This is a genomic window from Luteolibacter sp. Y139, from assembly GCF_038066715.1.
Classification (GTDB): domain Bacteria; phylum Verrucomicrobiota; class Verrucomicrobiia; order Verrucomicrobiales; family Akkermansiaceae; genus Haloferula; species Haloferula soli.
Genome location: NZ_JBBUKT010000014.1, coordinates 1 through 17,156 on the forward strand (window position 1 = coordinate 1; position 17,156 = coordinate 17,156).

Here is a 17,156-nt window from a genome sequence, read left to right on the forward strand (position 1 = left end):
TCCAAGGCATGGCTTGCTCCTCTCCGGAGGTGTAAACCATGTCCCCGAACACCTGTTAACGATGTACCCGGTCTATACAGGCCCGCGCACCCAGCCTCAGCCCTGCGGCTCGCCGTTCGGGAAGATCCCTTGGATCGGCGTCTCGACGTGCTTGTCGATCCACGAATCGAGCGCGGCCTTCATCACCTCCAGCACTTCCGGCCGGCCGCTGGAAAGATCGCTGCGGCAATCGGGATCGGTATCGAGATGGAAGAGCCCGTAGTGGCGGTCGCCCGACTTGGTCGGCGTCGCCACCACCTTCCAGTGGCGGGTGCGCAGAACCCGCTGCTTGGATGAAACCACGGCGTCATCCCACTTCTCCGGCAGGACGAAGTGGTAGTCGTAGTCGCGATCGATCGTGACCATTTCATCCATCGGCAGAATCGGCGGCCGCTCAACGCCCGGCACGCGAAACAGGATGTAAGGAAAGCTCGTCTCGCCGTAGAATGGCAGGTCGAGCGGCGCATCCTTGCCACTCATCCAACCTGCGAGGCTGTGGCCTTCCCAGTTGGCAGGCTTTCCGATGCCCACAAGGTCTAACAAGGTCGGCGCGAGATCGATGGTCCGGATCTGCTCCGGCACCGACTTGCTGCTGATCCCGGGACCGGCGATGGCGAGCGGCAGGTGCGAGCAATGGTCGCCACCATTGAAACCGAGACCGTGGGTCAGTGCGACGCCCGGCTCGTAGAGATCGTCGCCATGGTCCGCCGTGACCACGATGATGGTGTTCTTGGCGAGGCCGTTCTTCTCCAGCGCCGCATGGATCCGGGCGAAACAATCGTCGAAGTGGCGCGTGCAGCCATCGTAGAGTGCGCGAATCTGGCGGATATCCTCCGGTGGGAGGGCCTTCAGCTTGTCCTCCATGTCGGTGCCGCTGACGAACTTGTTGATGTCGAAATCCACCTGCGTCTTGTTCTTCCCGCTGTAGGCAGGATCGGTGAAGTAGCGGGTATAGGGCTGGCCGCAGCTGTATGGCAGGTGATTGCAGGAGTAGAAGACGTGCCAGAAAAACGGCCGCCCGCTCGCCGCCTGGGCTGCCAGCTTGTCCTCGACGCGGGTGGTCACCACATCCGGAGTGACGAAGCGCGCGAAGGAGCTGATCTGCGGGAAGATCCGGTAGCCGACGGCATTGTCGAAATAGAGTGGCACCACCGAGTGCGCGAGCAGCACGGCCTGGCTGATATACATGCGGAAATTGTCGTAGCTGGAGACCGAGACGTCCTGGAAGCCGAGCGGCATCTGGGTGCTGTAGTTGGCACACCAATCGCCCAGCACCGCGGTATCGTAGCCGCTCTCGGCGAGCACGTCGGGCAGCGTGCGGATGCGCCCTCGCGCGTCCTCGATCTGCTTCCGCGTCGGGAACATGTGACGGAGGCCATGGCTGTGCGGATAGGAGGAGGAAAGCATGCTCACCGAGGACTCCAGCGTGGAGGCGATGGGCGTGAAGCAGCGCTCGAAGCGAACGGCATCCTTCGCCCACGCATCGATCTTCGGCGAAACGCCTTCGGCGGCAGCGGGGCCGTTCTTGCGTTCAGGTTGGTAGCCGCTGTAGCCGACCCGATCGCCGCGCAATGAGTCCGAGCCGATGATGATGATGTTCGGCAGCTGCTTGCCTTCCGCCACCGGCTTCACCACCGCGCTCCCCTTTTCATGCGGCCAGAGGAAAGCGACGGCGGTGAAAATCAACGCCGCGCTTACGAAGGACCAACGCACCCGCGGGCCCATCCGACGCAGCCACCAGACCACGACTGCCACGGCCACCAGACCCGGCAGCACGGTGAACAGCGCTCCATTGATGTAGGGACGCACCGCCACCGGCCAGAGCTCAGGAATGCGGAAGTACCAGTGCCCGTAGTCCCCTTCACTCAGGAAGTAGGGACGCTTGTACGCCATCCGCAGGATGAAGTAGCTGTGGATGGCCATCCCCATCAGGAAGGCCGGGATCAAGGCGGCACCGCGCCTTGAAGAGGGAAAACGTTTCCGCAGGGTCGCCACCGCCGGCAGCAGCACCAGGATCGCCGCCACCCAGAGGATGAGGTACCCCAGCAAGACGAGCAGGTTTTGCCCGATCATGAACGACAGGTGCTCGCTGCGGGCGATCTGGCTGAACTTGTTGTCCATCTGCTCGGTGCTGGAGGCGAGTGCCCACAGCGACCACAGGAAAAGTGCGGCCAGCCAGAGCCCCGAGCCCGCGGCCGTGCCCTTGAGCCAGCGCCACCACTTGTCCGCTTGAGTTGTCGTTTTCGTCACGCGGGCGGGACGCTCGCAGGACCGCTCGCCGGGATCAAGGGCGGTCCTTGGAAGGGTCCGTCACATACATCCAGCGCGGCTCGACCAGCTTGTCGATCACCACGCCGCGCGGCGACTGGCCGCCGGCTGGAAAGCGCAGCCGGGCGATGATCGTGGCCTTTCCGTCCGGTTCCCGTTTGAAAAACTCGTCCAGATCGCGGGCCACGTCGCTGCCGACAGGCGCATACCCAAAGAGGGATTCCTCCGAATCGCGGATATTCACCCGGTAGCATCGCCAGCGCCCGGCATTCGAGAACTCGTGGCTGTAGAAGGAATCCGGGGTCACCCAGACCCGGAAATCCATGGCATTGGTGGGACGCTCCGTCCGGTAGCGGTCCCAATCCATCGGCTGGTAGCAGACGAAGGTTTCCCAATCCACCCTCACGTCGGTGTCGCCATTCTGCTCCACGATCAGGTTTTGCGATCCTGCATCGCGGGTTTCCGCGCGGATGATCCAGAAATTGCCGCCGGCAATGCTGGCCGGCTGGAAGGTCGTCAGACGGGCAAATTTCATCGCGCGTTTCGGCCGGACCTTCCACTCCTCCTCGATCAAGGGCTTCACCCGATCCGGCTGGCGCACCACCGGCAGAATCTTCTCGATGGTGTCCGCCGCGAGAAAGTCGTGGACCACCTTTTCGATCCGGTCGACCAGCTCCCGCGCGGCGCGCTCCTCCGCCGCATCGTCCTCGTTCATATCCCGCACCACGGCCAGACGCTGGGCCACGTGCTGCTCGCCCTTCCGCATCTGGATCACCGCCCAGACTCCCGCCACGATCACAGCCACCATCACCAGGATGAACCAACCATAGGGCACCCCCGCCAGCCGGCCATCGCGCAGCCCCCAGGGCTGCTCCACGTTTTCGGCGACTTCCTCCTTGTCGAGGATCGCCTCGACGCCGGGCTCCTGGCTGCGGCCCCCGAAATTATCCCGAGGCTCGGATTCCAGCCGCGCCGGGGCCTCGGCCACCTCTTGCGGGGCGAGCCGCTGGACCTGCTCGAAGGACGTGCCCGCCGCCTTCAGCCGCACCACTCCGTCATCGGTCTTCTCGGCCTCGTCGTCGACGACGCGCAGCTTTGGATCGGGCTCGGACATGCGTTGGCCGACGAAAACCGCAAAAGCCGTTCGACGCAATGCCTCGATTTGGCTTATGAACCGCGCGCCAACCGCCGATGCCTGCCCGGATCCTCATTTGCACTGCCGCCTTCGGCGAAGGCCACAATAGCGCCGCCCGCAATCTGGCGCTGGCGCTCCAGGAAGTTGGCGCCGAGGCCCGGGTAGCGGATCCCTGCATGCTGGGAACCCCTCACACCACCCGCTGGATCTGCAATGGCTACCGCTTCGTCACCACGCGGTTTCCCCGGCTCTGGTATCAGGTGTATCTGCGCACCGCGGACGTCGATTTCTCCAAGCAGCGGATGCCGCTGATGCGGAAGCCGGAGCGGAAGCTCGGCGAGCTGGTGGACACATGGAAACCGGACGCGATCGTCGCCACCTACCCGCTCTACCCGTATTTCCTCGAGCGCCTGCTGGAGGGAAATCCGAATCCGCCGAAGATCTTCACCGTCGTCACCGACTCGATCGAAATCAATGCCGCCTGGCTGAAATGCCCGACCGCCGAGTGGCTGGTCTCCGATCCCTACACGCGCGACGCGATGGTCCGCGGCGGTCTCCCGGCGGAGCGCGTGATCGATACCGGCTTCCCGGTGAATCCCGCTTTTTCCCGGCTCACCCCGGTCGCGGCAAGTGATGCCTGCGAGCCCTTCAAGGTACTCTTTTTCACCACCTCCCGCCGCCTTCAGGTCCGGCGCTTCGCCAAGGCCGTCCTCCAAGCGTCTCCGCGCACCGAGATCACGATCGTGCTCGGCAAGAACGTCCGCCATCTGTGGAAGAAGGCGAAGGAGATCCGCGATGCCTTCCCCGGCCGCGTGAAGGTCAAGGGCTGGACCCGCAAGGTCCCGCAGCTGCTCAACAGCCACCACATGGTCATCGGCAAGGCCGGCGGCGCGACCGTCCACGAGGCGCTCGCGGCCCGATGCCCGATGCTGGTGCACCACCTGGTCCCCGGTCAGGAAGAAGGCAATCTTCGCTTGTTAGAGGCGGTCGGCGGTGGTCGCCTGGCGGACACGCCGGAAACCATGCGAGCTGCCGTGACGGACCTGCTTGCCGACGATGCTGCCTTGTGGCGAGGCATGAAGCGCAAGCTCGCCGCGCATGGACGGAATGCGGGGGCGATTGCCTCTGCGAGGCATGTGCTGGGACGGTGCGAAACGGGAAAGTGAAGGGCAGCTTGGCGGGCTGAGCCACTGTCTCACCGGACGAACCTATAGGCAGTCACCACTCCAGCCCTGAGGCTGACAATTGCCGCATCCACGATAGCGGGACTCAAATCGGGCTCCAATATTCGGAAGACCCCAAAAAACCGCACCATGAAGTCCCGGCGAGCGGAAGGAAGTGCGTGGAGGACCACAATCTGGGAATCGTCGGGCTTTATGCCCTCAGGCACCGTGAACCAAGTCAGCAGCCCATAACCGACCGAATACCGGCTGACAGGATCCGTGAGAAAAATCCGCACCAAGCCCGGAAGGAAGTAGAGGAATCCTTTGCTGCCGAGCGCTTGGATGCCCTCGATCACACCACCTTGGGAATCGAAGTCTTTGGCTTCCACATCGCGCCAATCCTTTCCACAGAGGTTGTCCAACGTTGCTTCCCATTCGTTCGGATATGAATCCGCCAATTGATCATCTCCCGGGTAGCTGATGTCGGAGAACTCTTGATTCAACTTCTCCAGAAGCATTCCGATGGAAGCCTCTTTGACCTCGCGCTTCCTCCGCATCAGGTGCTCCTCGATGAAGGCGCAGCCATAGTCGCGGGCGACCTCCAATCCGGCTTCGATGTTTGCGCCGGCAGCGATAAGAAGGTCGATCACCTCGGTGGATTCTCGTTCGACCGGCGTGCCACTCTGGAGAGCCGTATCGATGACCAGGTCCACCGCATGCGCCAATGGCGTGCCTGCCAAGGAAATCGCTTCGATGTCCGCACCCACTTCGAGCAAGCGCCGGACCACTTCCGTCTGCCCGTTCTCAATCGCGGCATGCAACGGCGTGAGTCCCTTGTCTTCGGCATCGACCCTCGCCCCTTCCGATAACAGCGATTCGACAGCTTCCATATCACCGCGGAACGCGGCTTCAATGAGAAGGACGGATGTTGGCTCCATGGGCGATGCGGGAAGTTAGATTCCAGATCGTGACAGGGAGAAGCCCGGACTTGCTCCGGGCACGCCCTCCCTGCTCGCCAAGCGGACAAAAATGGAGATACTCCGGAAAGTGCCACACCGGATCCTCGTCACGCTGCCGTTGCTTTTGGGCTTCGCCGCTTGGTTCTTCTGGCAAGCGGGTTCCAATGAAGAATCCACAAGAAAGAGCCGACCTCCCGGATTGCTGTCATCTCGGTCAGGAGAGCACCTGGATTCCTCCACATCCCTTTCTGGTCCCGGCGATGCCGAGTCTCGGATCGCAGCTTCCATCAGGAATGGTGACCGCGCCTTGGCCGCCATGGAGTCGGTTGAAGCCGGGCGATATTACTTCGCCGCCTTTTTGGCCGCACGCAGGTTGCACTCCAGCCATCCGGACGATCCGAAGATTCAGAACCTGCTCGCATATGCCTTCGGCAAGCTCGGGGACGCTCTGAAACAGTCGGAAGGAGAGGAAGATCAGGTCGTGGAATGGCACCGTATCGCGCTCGGTCATCTCGAACAATTGTCCCGAAGCGAGCCCGGGAACCTCCAGTGGCAGCTTCCTCTCTCCACATCCTACGCGTCCATGGGCAAGATGGCCTTGAAAAAAGGAGACCTCGATGACGCTAGATATCGTTTGGAAGCCAATCACTCCATCCGTGAGAAGCTGGCGTTGGATTCCCCGGGCGATCCTCTTCAACAAGTCTCCCTGGCAGACTCACATCTCGCGCTGGCAGATATCTCCCTGCGCGCTGGCAAACAACAGGACGCAAGCAGCCACTTCAACATCGCCAGAGGACAGATCGAACAGGCCGTCGCCACGGGATCCACATCCATTTCATCGGACTACGCGCTCGTTCTGAAAACGGTCCTCTCCAATTTTGAAGGACGGCTGAATGCTTCGCAGGAAGCTACTACGACAGAAGGCATGCACTGAGGACCGGCACTCTGCGATTGGCAGGCCTCTCGTCTTCCTTCAGCGTTCCCCTACCCCATGACCTTCCTCTTCGACATCGGCAAGGTGATCCTCGATTTCCACTTCGAGCCCTCGCTTGCCAAGCTGCTGCCGCCGGGAACCGAGAACGGCCCGGAGCGGCTGTCGGTTTTGTTAGAGAAGAAGGACGACTTTGAAGGCGGGCGCATCCCGGTCACCGAATACGTTCCGTGGGCGATCGAGCGCCTGGGCTCGTCGGTCAGCGAGGCGGACTTCCTTCACGCCTGGCGGAACATCTTCACGCCGAACCTGCCGATGTGGCAGGTGATCGAGAGCCTCGCGGCGGGCGGCCACCAGCTGATCCTGTTTTCGAATACCAATGGCATCCATTGCCCGTGGATTTTCGAGACCTATGAGGTCTTCCGCCACTTCGGCGGCGCGGTGCTTTCCTACGAGACCGGCTCGATCAAACCGGAGCCGGCGATCTACCACCACGCGATCACTGCCCATGGCCTGAAGCCGGCGGAGACTCGCTACATCGACGATCTGCCGGCAAACATCGAGACCGGCAGGAAGCTCGGTTTCCGCTCGTGGCAGTATGACCTGAACGACCACGCCGCCTTCGAGCGCTGGCTGGCGACGGAGTTGCTGCACGGGTGAGTTTCGCCCGCTGATCCGGGGCCGGACCAATTGTTAGAACGAAAGGCTTGCGTCAAAATTAGCCTTGGCTAATTTTTCATCCAATGACTAACCCAACCTTCCGCCTGCTGTTGTTTCCAGCGCTGGCCGCTCCCCTTGCAGCAGAGGAACTTCGTCCACTGAGCACCGACCGGCCGGACACCACCGAAAGCGCCTACACCGTCGATGCCGGTCACTTTCAGTTCGAGATGGAGGCCATCGCTTGGACCCGCGATGGCGATGAGGACAGCGTTTCGCTCGGCGAGCTGAACGCCAAATACGGCCTCAATCCCTGCACCGACCTCCAAGTCGTGATCCCCTTCTACACCCACGAGGACAGCGGCGCGGAGGGTTTCGGCGACATCGAGATCCGCCTGAAGCGCAACCTCTGGGGAAATGACGAGAGCTCCACCGCACTCGCCGTGATGCCCTACCTCAAGCTTCCCACCGCCCACAGCGACCTCGGCAACGGCAAGCTGGAGGGAGGTATCATCGTCCCGCTCGCCTTTGAGGGCCCGGGCGAGTGGAGCTGCGCGGTGATGACCCAGCTCGATATCGCCGAGGACTCGGACGGCAGCGGCTACCACGCGGTTTCCCTGAACTCCGCCACTGCCAGCCACGCAATCACCGACAAGATGGCCGCGTTCTTCGAACTGGTCGGCATTTTCAGCGCCGACTCGGACGACCACACCGAGGCCTATTTCAACACCGGCTGCACCTACGCGCTGGATTCCACCACCCAGCTCGACGGCGGCGTCCGGCTTGGCCTGACCGATGCTTCGGCGGACGTGACCCCGTTCCTCGGCCTGAGTAAGAAGTTTTAACCCAAAATTTAGCCTCCGCTAAGATTCTACGTTGCGATGAACCCGATTCGACCCCAAACTCCGGCCGTGTCCAACGGCTTCCTGAAGCGCCGCGCCGTGCTCGCCCTCGCGATGGGGGCCGTCCTTTTCGCCGGCTGCGATTCCACAAAATCCGCCACCTCCTCCAGCGGGAAAAAGAAGGTCGTCACCAGCTTCACCATCATCGCCGACATGGCCCGCGAGGTCGCCGGTGATGCCGCTGATGTAGAATCGATCACCAAGCCCGGCGCGGAGATCCACGGCTACGAGCCGACGCCGAAAGACATCGTTAAGGCCCAGAGCGCTGACCTCGTGCTATGGAACGGCCTCAACCTCGAGCTGTGGTTCGAGAAGTTCTTCCAAAACGTGAAGGACGTGCCGAGCGCCGTGCTCACCGAAGGCATCGCGCCGATGGGCATCAGTGAAGGTCCCTACACCGGCAAGCCGAACCCGCACGCCTGGATGTCGCCGGCCAATGCCGCGATCTACGTGGAGAACATCCGCAAGGCGCTGGTGAAAATGGATCCAGCGAATGAGGCGACCTACACCGCCAACGCCGCCGCGTATGCCGCCAAGATCAAGGCGCTCGATGAGCCGGTGCGGGAGAAGCTTTCGGCCATCCCGGACGACCAGCGTTGGCTGGTCAGTAGCGAAGGTGCCTTCTCCTACCTCTGTGCGAACTACGGGCTGAAGCAGCTCTACCTGTGGCCGATCAATGCCGACTCGCAGGGCACGCCGCAGCAGGTGCAGAAAGTCATCGATGGCATCCGAGCCAACAAGATCCCGGTGGTCTTTTCCGAAAGCACGGTGAGCGACAAGCCGGCCAAGCAAGTGAGCAAGGAGACCGGCGCGCGTTACGGCGGTGTGCTGTTTGTCGATTCGCTGACCGACGCGGCCGGCCCGGCGCCGACTTACCTGAAGCTGCTGGAGGTCAATGCCGATACGATCGTGAAAGGCTTCCACCCATGAGCGAGCTGACCCTCGATGTGGAATCCGTTTCGGTAGCCTACTCGAATGGCCACCGCGCGCTCCACGATGCGACCTTCCACCTGAAGGGCGGCACCATCTGCGCGCTGGTCGGCGTGAATGGCAGCGGGAAGTCCACCCTTTTCAAGAGCATCATGGGCTTCGTCCGGCCAGACCGTGGTGCGGTCCGCATCAATGGCAAGCCAGTGCACGTGGCGCTCAAGGAAAACCTGGTCGCCTACGTGCCGCAGTCGGAGGAGGTCGATTGGCAGTTCCCCGTCAATGTCACCGATGTGGCCATGATGGGCCGCTACGGCGCGATGAATTTCCTGCGCATCCCCCGCGCTGCGGACAAACTCGCCGTGGAGCAGAGCTTGCAGCGTGTCTCAATGTGGGACTTCCGCGAACGCCAGATCGGCGAGCTCAGCGGCGGGCAAAAGAAGCGCGTCTTCCTCGCCCGGGCGCTCGCACAGGGCGCGCGGATCATCCTGTTAGACGAGCCGTTCACCGGCGTGGATGTGAAAACCGAGGAAGCGATCATTGCCCTGCTGCGCGAGTTGCGCGAGTCGGGCTGCATCATTCTCGTCTCCACCCACAACCTCGGCAGCGTGCCGGAATTCTGCGACCAAGTCGTGTTGATCAATCGCACCGTGCTCGCTTACGGCGACACACATGAGGTCTTCACCGAGAAGAACCTGACAAAGGCTTTCGGCGGCGTACTGCGGCAATTCCACTTTGAGGAATCCACCATCCAGGACCACGACGGCCGCGCCGTGCGCGTGCTCACCGACGACGAGCGCCCGCTGGTCTTCGGCAAGGACGGCCACCTTGAATACAAGGACCGCCAGGGAAGGGAGCATATCGTGAAGCAGCGCGAGGAGGAGGATGAAGGATGATCGCTGATCTCCTCACGCCTCTGCACTACGACTACATGCTGCGCGCCATCTGGGTGAGCGCGCTCATCGGCGGGGTGTGCGGATTTCTTTCCTCCTTCGTCACGCTGAAGGGCTGGTCGCTGATGGGCGATGCGCTTTCGCATGCGGTCGTGCCGGGCGTGGCGCTGGCCTACATTTACAGCGTGCCGTTCGCCTTGGGAGCCTTCATCGCCGGCTTGCTGGCGGCGGGCGCAATGGCCTTCGTGAAAACCCAAAGCCGCATCCGCGAGGACGCGACGATTGGCATCGTCTTCACGACTTTCTTCGCCCTCGGATTGCTGCTGATCTCGATCAGGCCGGCGCGGGTCAACCTCAAGACCATCATCTTCGGCAATATCCTCGGCATTTCCGATCCGGACATCCTCCAAGTCATCATGATCAGCGCGGTCACGCTGCTGGTGCTGGGACTGAAATGGAAGGACTTGATGCTCTTCTGCTTCGATCCCAATCAAGCCCGCACGCTGGGCCTGCCGGTGGGATGGCTACACTTGCTCCTGCTCACGCTCCTGTCCGCCACCGCGGTCGCTGCCTTGCAAGCCGTCGGTGCCGTGCTGGTCGTCGCCATGCTGGTCACCCCGGGCGCGACCGCCTACCTGCTCACGGACCGGTTCAGCACCATGCTGTGGCTTTCCTCGCTGATGGGCGCGGTGACCTCGCTGGCCGGCGCCTACGCCAGCTACTTCTTCAATGGCGCCACCGGCGGCTGCATCGTGACCTTGCAGACGCTGGTCTTCCTCGCCGCCTTCATCTTTGCCCCGAAACACGGCCTGATCGCGTCGAAGCGCCGTGGCCGGGAAACCACCCCGCTCGATGGACCTGTTTGAGCCACTGCGTTTCACCTTCATGCAGGACGCGCTGCTCGTCGGCAGCGTGATCGCGGCGATGTGCGCGATGCTCTCGTGCTTCCTGATCCTCAAGGGCTGGTCGCTGATGGGCGACGCCATTTCGCACGCCGTGCTCCCGGGGATCGTGCTCGCCTACATTGCAGGACTGCCGTTGGCCCTCGGGGCATTCACGTCCGGGCTGCTGTGCGCGGTCAGCACCGGCTTCATCAAGCAGAACAGCCGGATCAAGGAGGACACCGTGATGGGCGTGGTCTTCACCGGCCTGTTCGCCTTCGGCCTGGTGATTTTCAGCCGGACCGCCTCCGACCTGCACCTAGATCACATTCTCTACGGAAACATCCTCGGCATCACCAAGCAGCAGCGGCTGGAGAGCTTCTTCATGGGAGGTGGCATCTTTGCCATCATCGCCTTGCTGCGGCGTGACCTGTTGCTGATCTGCTTCGATCCGGCCCAAGCCAAGGTGCTCGGCCTGCGCGAGCGCTTCCTGAATTACCTCCTCCTCTCCCTGCTCTCGCTGGCGATCGTCGTCGCCCTTCAAGCCGTCGGCATCATCCTGGTGGTGGCCATGCTCGTCACCCCCGGCTGCATCGCCCACCTCTGGACGGACCGCTTCGACCGGATGCTGCTGATCGCCATCGGCTCGGCGGTGGCATCCACGGTGGTGGGCATTTTCATCAGCTACCACATCGACGGAGCGACCGGGGCCTGCATCGTCCTGACGCAGGCGCTGGCGTTTGCCGGGTCGCTGCTGTTTGCCCCGAAATATGGGATTTTCGGCGCGGCGAGACGGAAAAACGGGGCCTGAACCGGCCCCCGTCATGCGCGCTCATTCCGCTTGCCGCGGCGAGGTGAGGTGAAGAACCTCCGTGGAGATGCAAACCGCTGCCTATTTCAAAGACCTGTTCGGCCTCGAGGGACAAACCGCCGTCGTCATCGGGGGCACCGGGGAGCTTTGCGGCTGCATGGCGCAGGGTCTGGCCCGTGCCGGCGCTGAGGTCGTGCTGGTCGGTCGCATCCGCGAAAAGGCCGAGCGCAACCTCGCTGAAATCGAGGAATTCGGCGGCAAGGGCTATTTCCTGCCGGTCGACGTGACCTCTCGCGAGTCTCTGCAGGAACTCGTCCAAGGCGTCGTCGAGCGCTCCGGCAAGGTGGATATCCTCATCAACGGCGCTGGCATCAATTCCCCCACCCCGTTCCTCGACATCCAGGAGGAGGAATTCCAGCGGATCATGGACACGAACGTGACCGCCGTGTTCCGCGCCTGCCAGGTCTTCGGCAAATACTTCATCGACGAGGGCATCCCCGCCTCGATCATCAACCTCGGCTCGATGTCCGCCCTGGTGCCGCTTTCCCGCGTCTTCACCTACTCCGCCAGCAAGGCCGCGGTGCACAATCTTTCCAAGAACCTCGCTCGCGAGTGGGCCGAGTATTCGATCCGCGTCAATACGCTGGTCCCCGGCTTCTTCCCCGCCGAGCAAAACCGCAAGGTGCTGGATGAGAGCCGCGTGCTCGACATCCTCCGCCAGACGCCGATGAGCCGCTTCGGCTCCCCGGACGACCTGATCGGCGCCACCCTGCTGCTCGCCTCGAACAAGGCCGGCGCCTTCATCACCGGCACCGAAATGGTCGTGGACGGCGGTTTCAACGCGATGAAGATCTGACCCCGACGCCCCGACGGTGTGGCAGACGTCAGGGAAACCCCTGACATCGGCTACAAATCGGGGCAAACCCGGCCTGCCGTGCCGCTTGCACCCCGCGATTTCCGGGTGTATGGCGTCCGCCCCGGCAGCAACCCGGCTCCCTACCTTCCTTTCACATGATCAAGTGGATCCTTCAGAAAATCGTCGGCTCGAAGAACCAGCGCGAATTGCGCCGGATCCGCCCGACCGTCGAGCGCATCAAGGAAATCGAGGAGGCTCTGCAGCGGGAGCCCGAGGAAAAGCTGCGTGAAATGACCGCCAAGTGGCAGGACCACCTGTCCCGCTACCACGATCTCAAGGTCGCCACCAAGCCCCAGCTCCAGCGGATGGATGCCGATGGCCTGGCCGAGGCCGCCGCCTACATGAATGGCCGCCTCCAGCGCCTGCGCGAGGAATTCTCCAGCCTCCCGGCGAAAGTGGAGGCCAATGCCGAGTCGATCGAGGAGGCAAAGAACGCCTTCCACGAAATCCAAGGCGATTTCATCAAGTCCCGCGCCGCCTACCTCGAAAAGATCCTGCCCGAGGCCTACGCCGTCGTCAAAAACGCTGCCCGCCGCATGTGTGGCAGCACCATCGACGTCTGCGACCAGCCGCTGAAGTGGGAAATGGTCCATTTCGATACCCAGCTCGTCGGCGGCATCGCCCTGCACCGCGGGATGATCGCGGAAATGATGACGGGTGAAGGCAAGACCCTCGTCGCCACCCTGCCGGTCTACCTGAATGCCCTGACCGGCCTCGGCGTCCACGTCATCACGGTCAATGACTACCTTGCCCGACGCGACTCGGACTGGATGGGTTCGCTCTTCAAGTTCCTCGGCCTGACGATCGGTTGTATCCAGAACCAGATGCCGCCATGGGACCGCCGCGAGCATTACGGCTGCGACATCACCTACGGAACGAACTCCGAGTTCGGCTTCGACTACCTGCGCGACAATGGCATGGCGTCGACCAAGGACGAGCAGGTCCAGCATGGCCACTACTTCGCCATCATCGACGAAGTGGATTCGATCCTCATCGACGAAGCCCGTACGCCGCTGATCATTTCCGGCCCGTCCTCCGTCTCCAGCCACCAGTTCGACAAGTACAAGCCGCTGGTGGAACAGATCGTCCGCCAGCAGACCGCGCTTTGCAACGAGCTGATGTCCGAGGCGAAAAAGGCCCAGGATGCCGGCGACCTCGACACTGCCGGCCGCGCGCTCTTCAAGGTGAAGCTCGGCCAGCCGCGCAATCGCCAGCTCATGCGCATGATGCAGGAGCCGGACATGCGCCGCCTGATCGAGAAGACGGAACTTTCCTTCTACCAGGATGCCCAGAAGAAGGAACTCTTCGCTCTCAAGGAAGAACTCTTCTTCACCATCGACGAGAAGAGCCACGACTCCGACCTGATGGAAAAGGGCCGCGACTTCCTCTCTCCGAACGATCCGGAAGCCTTCGTTCTCCCCGACATCGGCACTCTTTTCGCCGATATCGAAAACGACTCCTCGCTCAGCGAAGAGGATCGCATCGCCCGCAAGGAAGCAGCCCAGCAGAAGCTGGATTCGCAGGCGGAGAAGATGCACAATATCTCCCAGCTTCTGAAGGCCTACTGCGTCTATGAAAAGGACGTCCAGTACGTGGTCGAGGAAGGCAAGGTCGTCATCGTCGACGAAAACACCGGCCGCAAGATGGCTGGCCGCCGCTGGTCGGATGGCCTGCACCAGGCGGTGGAAGCCAAGGAAGGCGTCGCCATCGAAAAGGAGACCCAGACCTTCGCGACCATCACGATCCAGAACTACTTCCGCCTCTACGAAAAGCTGGCGGGCATGACCGGCACCGCGGAAACCGAAGCGGCCGAGTTCTCCGACATCTACAAGCTCGACGTGCTGCCGATCCCGGCCAACCGCCCGAACCAGCGGAAGGACGAGAACGACCAGGTCTTCAAGACCCGCCGCGAGAAGTACAACGCCGTCATCAAGAAGATCGAGGACGCCCACGCCAAGGGCCAACCGGTGCTCGTCGGCACCGCGTCCGTCGATGCCTCGGAAACGGTCTCGCGCATGCTGAAGCGCAGCAAGATCCCGCACACCGTGTTGAACGCGAAGTTCCACATGCAGGAAGCGGAGATCATCGCCAGTGCCGGCCAGCGTGGCGCGGTGGTCATCTCCACCAACATGGCGGGTCGCGGCACCGACATCAAACTCGGCGAAGGCGTCGCCGCCCTCGGCGGTCTGTTCGTGATGGGCACCGAGCGCTATGAATCGCGCCGCGTCGACCGCCAGCTCCGCGGCCGTTGCGCCCGTCAGGGTGACCCGGGCCTGAGCCAGTTCTTCATCTCGTTCGAAGACGACCTGATGCGCAACTTCGCCGCCGCCGACCGCATGACCTCCATGATGGAGCGCTTCGGCATGCAGGAAGGCGAGGCGCTCGAGCACTCGTGGCTGAACAAGTCGGTTGAGACCGCTCAGAAGCGCGTCGAGCAGCGCAACTACACGTGGCGCAAGCGCGTGCTTGAGTTCGACGACGTGATGAACAAGCAGCGCGAAGTCGTTTACGGCTATCGCAATGAAGTGCTCAGCACCGAGCAGCCGCGCGACCTGGTCGACGAGATCATCGAGAAGGTCATCCCGCAGAAGGTCGAAAGCTTCCTCGCTGATCGCGACGAGTCGAATCCCGACTACAATGAGCTGCTGCACTGGGTGAATTCCACCCTGCCGATCCCCTTCACTGCCGCAGACCTCGAAGCCACGGCCAAGACCGCCGAGGACATTTCGAACACGTTGATCGCCCGCGTGAAGGAAGCCTACGGCCACCGCGTCGATGGGCTCCCGCCGGAGATTCTCGATCAGGAAGAGCGCCGCATGATGCTCGCCGCGATCGACCGCCAGTGGCAGGCCCACCTTTACAACATGGACGCCCTTCGTGAAGGCGTTCACCTCCGCGCCCAAGGCCAGAAGGATCCGCTCATCGAATACAAGGTGGAAGCCTACGAGCTGTTCCAGACCTTGATGTCGAGCATCGAGCAGGAAGCCCTCCAGAATCTCTTCCGCTCCGCTGGCAACCTCGAAGCCATCCTGCGCCAGCTCCACGGCATGCCGCAGCAGCTTCACGGCGGCGAAGAGCCCGGCACCCTTGGCTCCGCCCTGCTTCAGGAAAGCGACAGCGGCGAGATCAAGCTCAACCTGCCGAAGCGCCGTCCGCCGAGCTTCAACATCGGCGGCTCCAGCGATACCAGCGACTCCAGCGAGCCGAACCGCAATGCCCCCTGCCCCTGTGGCTCGGGCAAGAAGTTCAAGCAGTGCCACGGCAAGGAAGCCTGAGCCGCTCTAACAATCATCACGAAGAAGCCGGAGCGGAAACGCCCCGGCTTTTTCTTTTACTGGGAGCGCGGGATAAATCCCGCGCTCCCAGTCGAAACTGTTAGAACCTCCCCGCCGCCATCTGCTCCACCGGCCGGAATGGCTTCTCATGCGTGAGCATGTCCGCCACCAGCCGTCCCGACACGGGACCGAGACTCAGCCCCATCATCGCATGACCGGTGGCCGCGATGAGATTCGGGAAACGCGGCACCGGGCCGAGATAAGGCAAGCCATCCGGCGACACCGGACGCAAACCCGCCCATGGCTTCACCCCTTCAAAGTCGCGCTCGGAGAACTTCGGGAAGTAGCCATTCACCGACTTCACGATGCCGCGCACGCGAGCCGGATCGATGTCCAGATTGAGCCCGCCGACTTCCATCGTACCGGCGAAACGCAAGCCGCTTCCCATCGGCGTGATCGCGACCTTCGCTTCAACAAAGATCGAGCAGTGCTGCGGAAGCTCGGGGGGATTCGGCAACGTGAGCGAGTAGCCCTTGCCCGCTTGCAGTGGCAGTTTGAGCCCGGTCTGCCGCAGCAGCTCCGCGCTCCACGATCCACACGCGAGGACAAACTGGCTTCCCTCGAAACGCTGCCCGCCCCCGCTCAAAGCAGTCACCTTCCCATCGCGAGACTCGATCGTATCGATCACCACGCCGCTATGGATCTCCCCGCCAAGCTCGAGCACACGCCGACGCATCGCCGCCATGAAGCGCGCCGGATCGAGATGGCAATCCTGCGGGAAATGCACCGAGCCGGTCACATCCATCGTGATGCTTGGATCCAGCTTCGCGGTAGCCGCGGCATTCAGCACTTCGGCCTGGATTCCGATCTCGCGAGCAGCGGCTCCGACCGCAGCTTCCTCGTCGAGTCCCTTGGCCGTCTTGCACAGCATCAGCATCCCACGCTTCGCGAATCCGAAGTCGTCCCCCTCTGCCAGCTCGGTGAAGAGCCTGCGGCTTTCCAAATTCAAATCGCGGAGCAGTTCCCGTGACTCCGCCACATGCCGTTCGGTCGAATGACGATAGAACAGCCACGCCCAGCGCACCAATGCCGGATCCAGCCGCGGCCGGATGTAGAACGGGCTCTCGGCATTGAACATCCACCGCAAGCCCTTCGCGATCATGCCCGGCGCAGCGAGCGGGATGAAATGGCTCGGCACGATCATGCCGGCATTGCCCATCGAGCAGTTGTCGCCGCCAGCCGCCTCGCGCTCGATCACAGTGACCGCCAGACCGCGCTTCAGCGCATAGTACGCGGAGCACAATCCGATCACGCCGCCGCCGAGGACGATCACACGCTGCTTGCCTTGGGTCACCCTGCCAAGATAGCCCGGGCGTCTTGCCGGAGTCTTGAGAAAACG

14 protein-coding genes are annotated in these 17,156 nt (G+C 62.5%); 10 read left to right on the plus strand and 4 right to left on the minus strand.

What is annotated here, in order from left to right:
• Nucleotides 1-96 precede the first annotated feature (96 nt).
• Together WKV53_RS25105 and WKV53_RS25110 are read right to left on the minus strand one after the other, a co-directional pair.
• A complete protein-coding gene (locus WKV53_RS25105; RefSeq protein ID WP_341407585.1) occupies nt 97-2,289 on the minus strand; it encodes a sulfatase family protein in 2,193 nt (730 codons plus the stop codon).
• A gap of 34 nt (nt 2,290-2,323) precedes the next feature.
• A complete protein-coding gene (locus WKV53_RS25110) occupies nt 2,324-3,421 on the minus strand; it encodes a hypothetical protein (RefSeq protein ID WP_341407586.1) in 1,098 nt (365 codons plus the stop codon).
• A gap of 77 nt (nt 3,422-3,498) precedes the next feature.
• Here WKV53_RS25110 and WKV53_RS25115 point away from each other — a divergent pair, with 77 nt between their 5' ends.
• Nucleotides 3,499-4,608 carry an MGDG synthase family glycosyltransferase gene (locus WKV53_RS25115; RefSeq protein ID WP_341407587.1) on the plus strand — a complete coding sequence of 370 codons (1,110 nt, stop codon included), beginning with the start codon at nt 3,499-3,501 and terminating at the stop codon, nt 4,606-4,608.
• 29 nt (nt 4,609-4,637) lie between these two features.
• Here WKV53_RS25115 and WKV53_RS25120 read toward each other — a convergent pair whose 3' ends face one another.
• Nucleotides 4,638-5,543, minus strand: a complete 906-nt coding sequence (locus tag WKV53_RS25120; RefSeq protein ID WP_341407588.1) for an ankyrin repeat domain-containing protein — start codon at nt 5,541-5,543, stop codon at nt 4,638-4,640.
• Nucleotides 5,544-5,652: 109 nt separating this feature from the next.
• Here WKV53_RS25120 and WKV53_RS25125 point away from each other — a divergent pair, with 109 nt between their 5' ends.
• The 9 genes from WKV53_RS25125 to secA all read left to right on the plus strand — a co-directional run bounded on the left by WKV53_RS25125 (nt 5,653) and on the right by secA (nt 15,757).
• Complete coding sequence (locus WKV53_RS25125; RefSeq protein WP_341407589.1) at nt 5,653-6,498, plus strand: hypothetical protein; 846 nt, start codon at nt 5,653-5,655, stop codon at nt 6,496-6,498.
• A gap of 57 nt (nt 6,499-6,555) precedes the next feature.
• A complete protein-coding gene (locus WKV53_RS25130; RefSeq protein WP_341407590.1) occupies nt 6,556-7,155 on the plus strand; it encodes an HAD family hydrolase in 600 nt (199 codons plus the stop codon).
• An 83-nt stretch (nt 7,156-7,238) separates the two neighbouring features.
• Nucleotides 7,239-7,997: a transporter gene (locus WKV53_RS25135; protein ID WP_341407591.1), complete on the plus strand. Its 759-nt coding sequence runs from the start codon at nt 7,239-7,241 to the stop codon at nt 7,995-7,997.
• Between the two features lie 111 nt (nt 7,998-8,108).
• Nucleotides 8,109-8,984, plus strand: a complete 876-nt coding sequence (locus WKV53_RS25140) for a metal ABC transporter substrate-binding protein (protein WP_345789685.1) — start codon at nt 8,109-8,111, stop codon at nt 8,982-8,984.
• Nucleotides 8,981-9,877, plus strand: coding sequence for an ATP-binding cassette domain-containing protein (locus tag WKV53_RS25145; protein WP_341407593.1), 897 nt, complete (start codon nt 8,981-8,983; stop codon nt 9,875-9,877). Before WKV53_RS25140 ends, WKV53_RS25145 begins: the two co-directional genes overlap by 4 nt.
• On the plus strand, nt 9,874-10,740 hold the full coding sequence (locus WKV53_RS25150) for a metal ABC transporter permease (protein ID WP_341407594.1): 867 nt from the start codon (nt 9,874-9,876) through the stop codon (nt 10,738-10,740). The genes WKV53_RS25145 and WKV53_RS25150 overlap by 4 nt, the downstream gene beginning before the upstream one ends.
• Nucleotides 10,727-11,566, plus strand: coding sequence for a metal ABC transporter permease (locus WKV53_RS25155; protein WP_341407595.1), 840 nt, complete (start codon nt 10,727-10,729; stop codon nt 11,564-11,566). Before WKV53_RS25150 ends, WKV53_RS25155 begins: the two co-directional genes overlap by 14 nt.
• Before the next feature lie 67 nt (nt 11,567-11,633).
• Complete coding sequence (locus WKV53_RS25160; RefSeq protein WP_341407596.1) at nt 11,634-12,422, plus strand: SDR family oxidoreductase; 789 nt, start codon at nt 11,634-11,636, stop codon at nt 12,420-12,422.
• 155 nt (nt 12,423-12,577) lie between these two features.
• Complete coding sequence (gene secA / locus WKV53_RS25165; RefSeq protein ID WP_341407597.1) at nt 12,578-15,757, plus strand: preprotein translocase subunit SecA; 3,180 nt, start codon at nt 12,578-12,580, stop codon at nt 15,755-15,757.
• Nucleotides 15,758-15,857: 100 nt separating this feature from the next.
• Here the strand turns inward: secA and WKV53_RS25170 are convergent, their stop codons facing one another.
• Nucleotides 15,858-17,111, minus strand: coding sequence for an NAD(P)/FAD-dependent oxidoreductase (locus WKV53_RS25170; protein WP_341407598.1), 1,254 nt, complete (start codon nt 17,109-17,111; stop codon nt 15,858-15,860).
• Nucleotides 17,112-17,156 lie beyond the last annotated feature (45 nt).

What these genes read in the sequence shown, in the direction of transcription:
- WKV53_RS25145 (WP_341407593.1), top strand. Translation starts at nt 8,981, where the DNA reads ATGAGCGAGCTGACCCTCGATGTGGAATCCGTTTCGGTAGCCTACTCG.
- WKV53_RS25140 (WP_345789685.1), top strand. Translation starts at nt 8,109, where the DNA reads ATGGGGGCCGTCCTTTTCGCCGGCTGCGATTCCACAAAATCCGCCACC.
- WKV53_RS25120 (WP_341407588.1), bottom strand. Translation starts at nt 5,543, where the DNA reads ATGGAGCCAACATCCGTCCTTCTCATTGAAGCCGCGTTCCGCGGTGAT.
- WKV53_RS25135 (WP_341407591.1), top strand. Translation starts at nt 7,239, where the DNA reads ATGACTAACCCAACCTTCCGCCTGCTGTTGTTTCCAGCGCTGGCCGCT.
- WKV53_RS25110 (WP_341407586.1), bottom strand. Translation starts at nt 3,421, where the DNA reads ATGTCCGAGCCCGATCCAAAGCTGCGCGTCGTCGACGACGAGGCCGAG.
- WKV53_RS25160 (WP_341407596.1), top strand. Translation starts at nt 11,634, where the DNA reads ATGCAAACCGCTGCCTATTTCAAAGACCTGTTCGGCCTCGAGGGACAA.
- WKV53_RS25150 (WP_341407594.1), top strand. Translation starts at nt 9,874, where the DNA reads ATGATCGCTGATCTCCTCACGCCTCTGCACTACGACTACATGCTGCGC.
- WKV53_RS25155 (WP_341407595.1), top strand. Translation starts at nt 10,727, where the DNA reads ATGGACCTGTTTGAGCCACTGCGTTTCACCTTCATGCAGGACGCGCTG.
- WKV53_RS25130 (WP_341407590.1), top strand. Translation starts at nt 6,556, where the DNA reads ATGACCTTCCTCTTCGACATCGGCAAGGTGATCCTCGATTTCCACTTC.
- secA (WP_341407597.1), top strand. Translation starts at nt 12,578, where the DNA reads ATGATCAAGTGGATCCTTCAGAAAATCGTCGGCTCGAAGAACCAGCGC.
- WKV53_RS25115 (WP_341407587.1), top strand. Translation starts at nt 3,499, where the DNA reads ATGCCTGCCCGGATCCTCATTTGCACTGCCGCCTTCGGCGAAGGCCAC.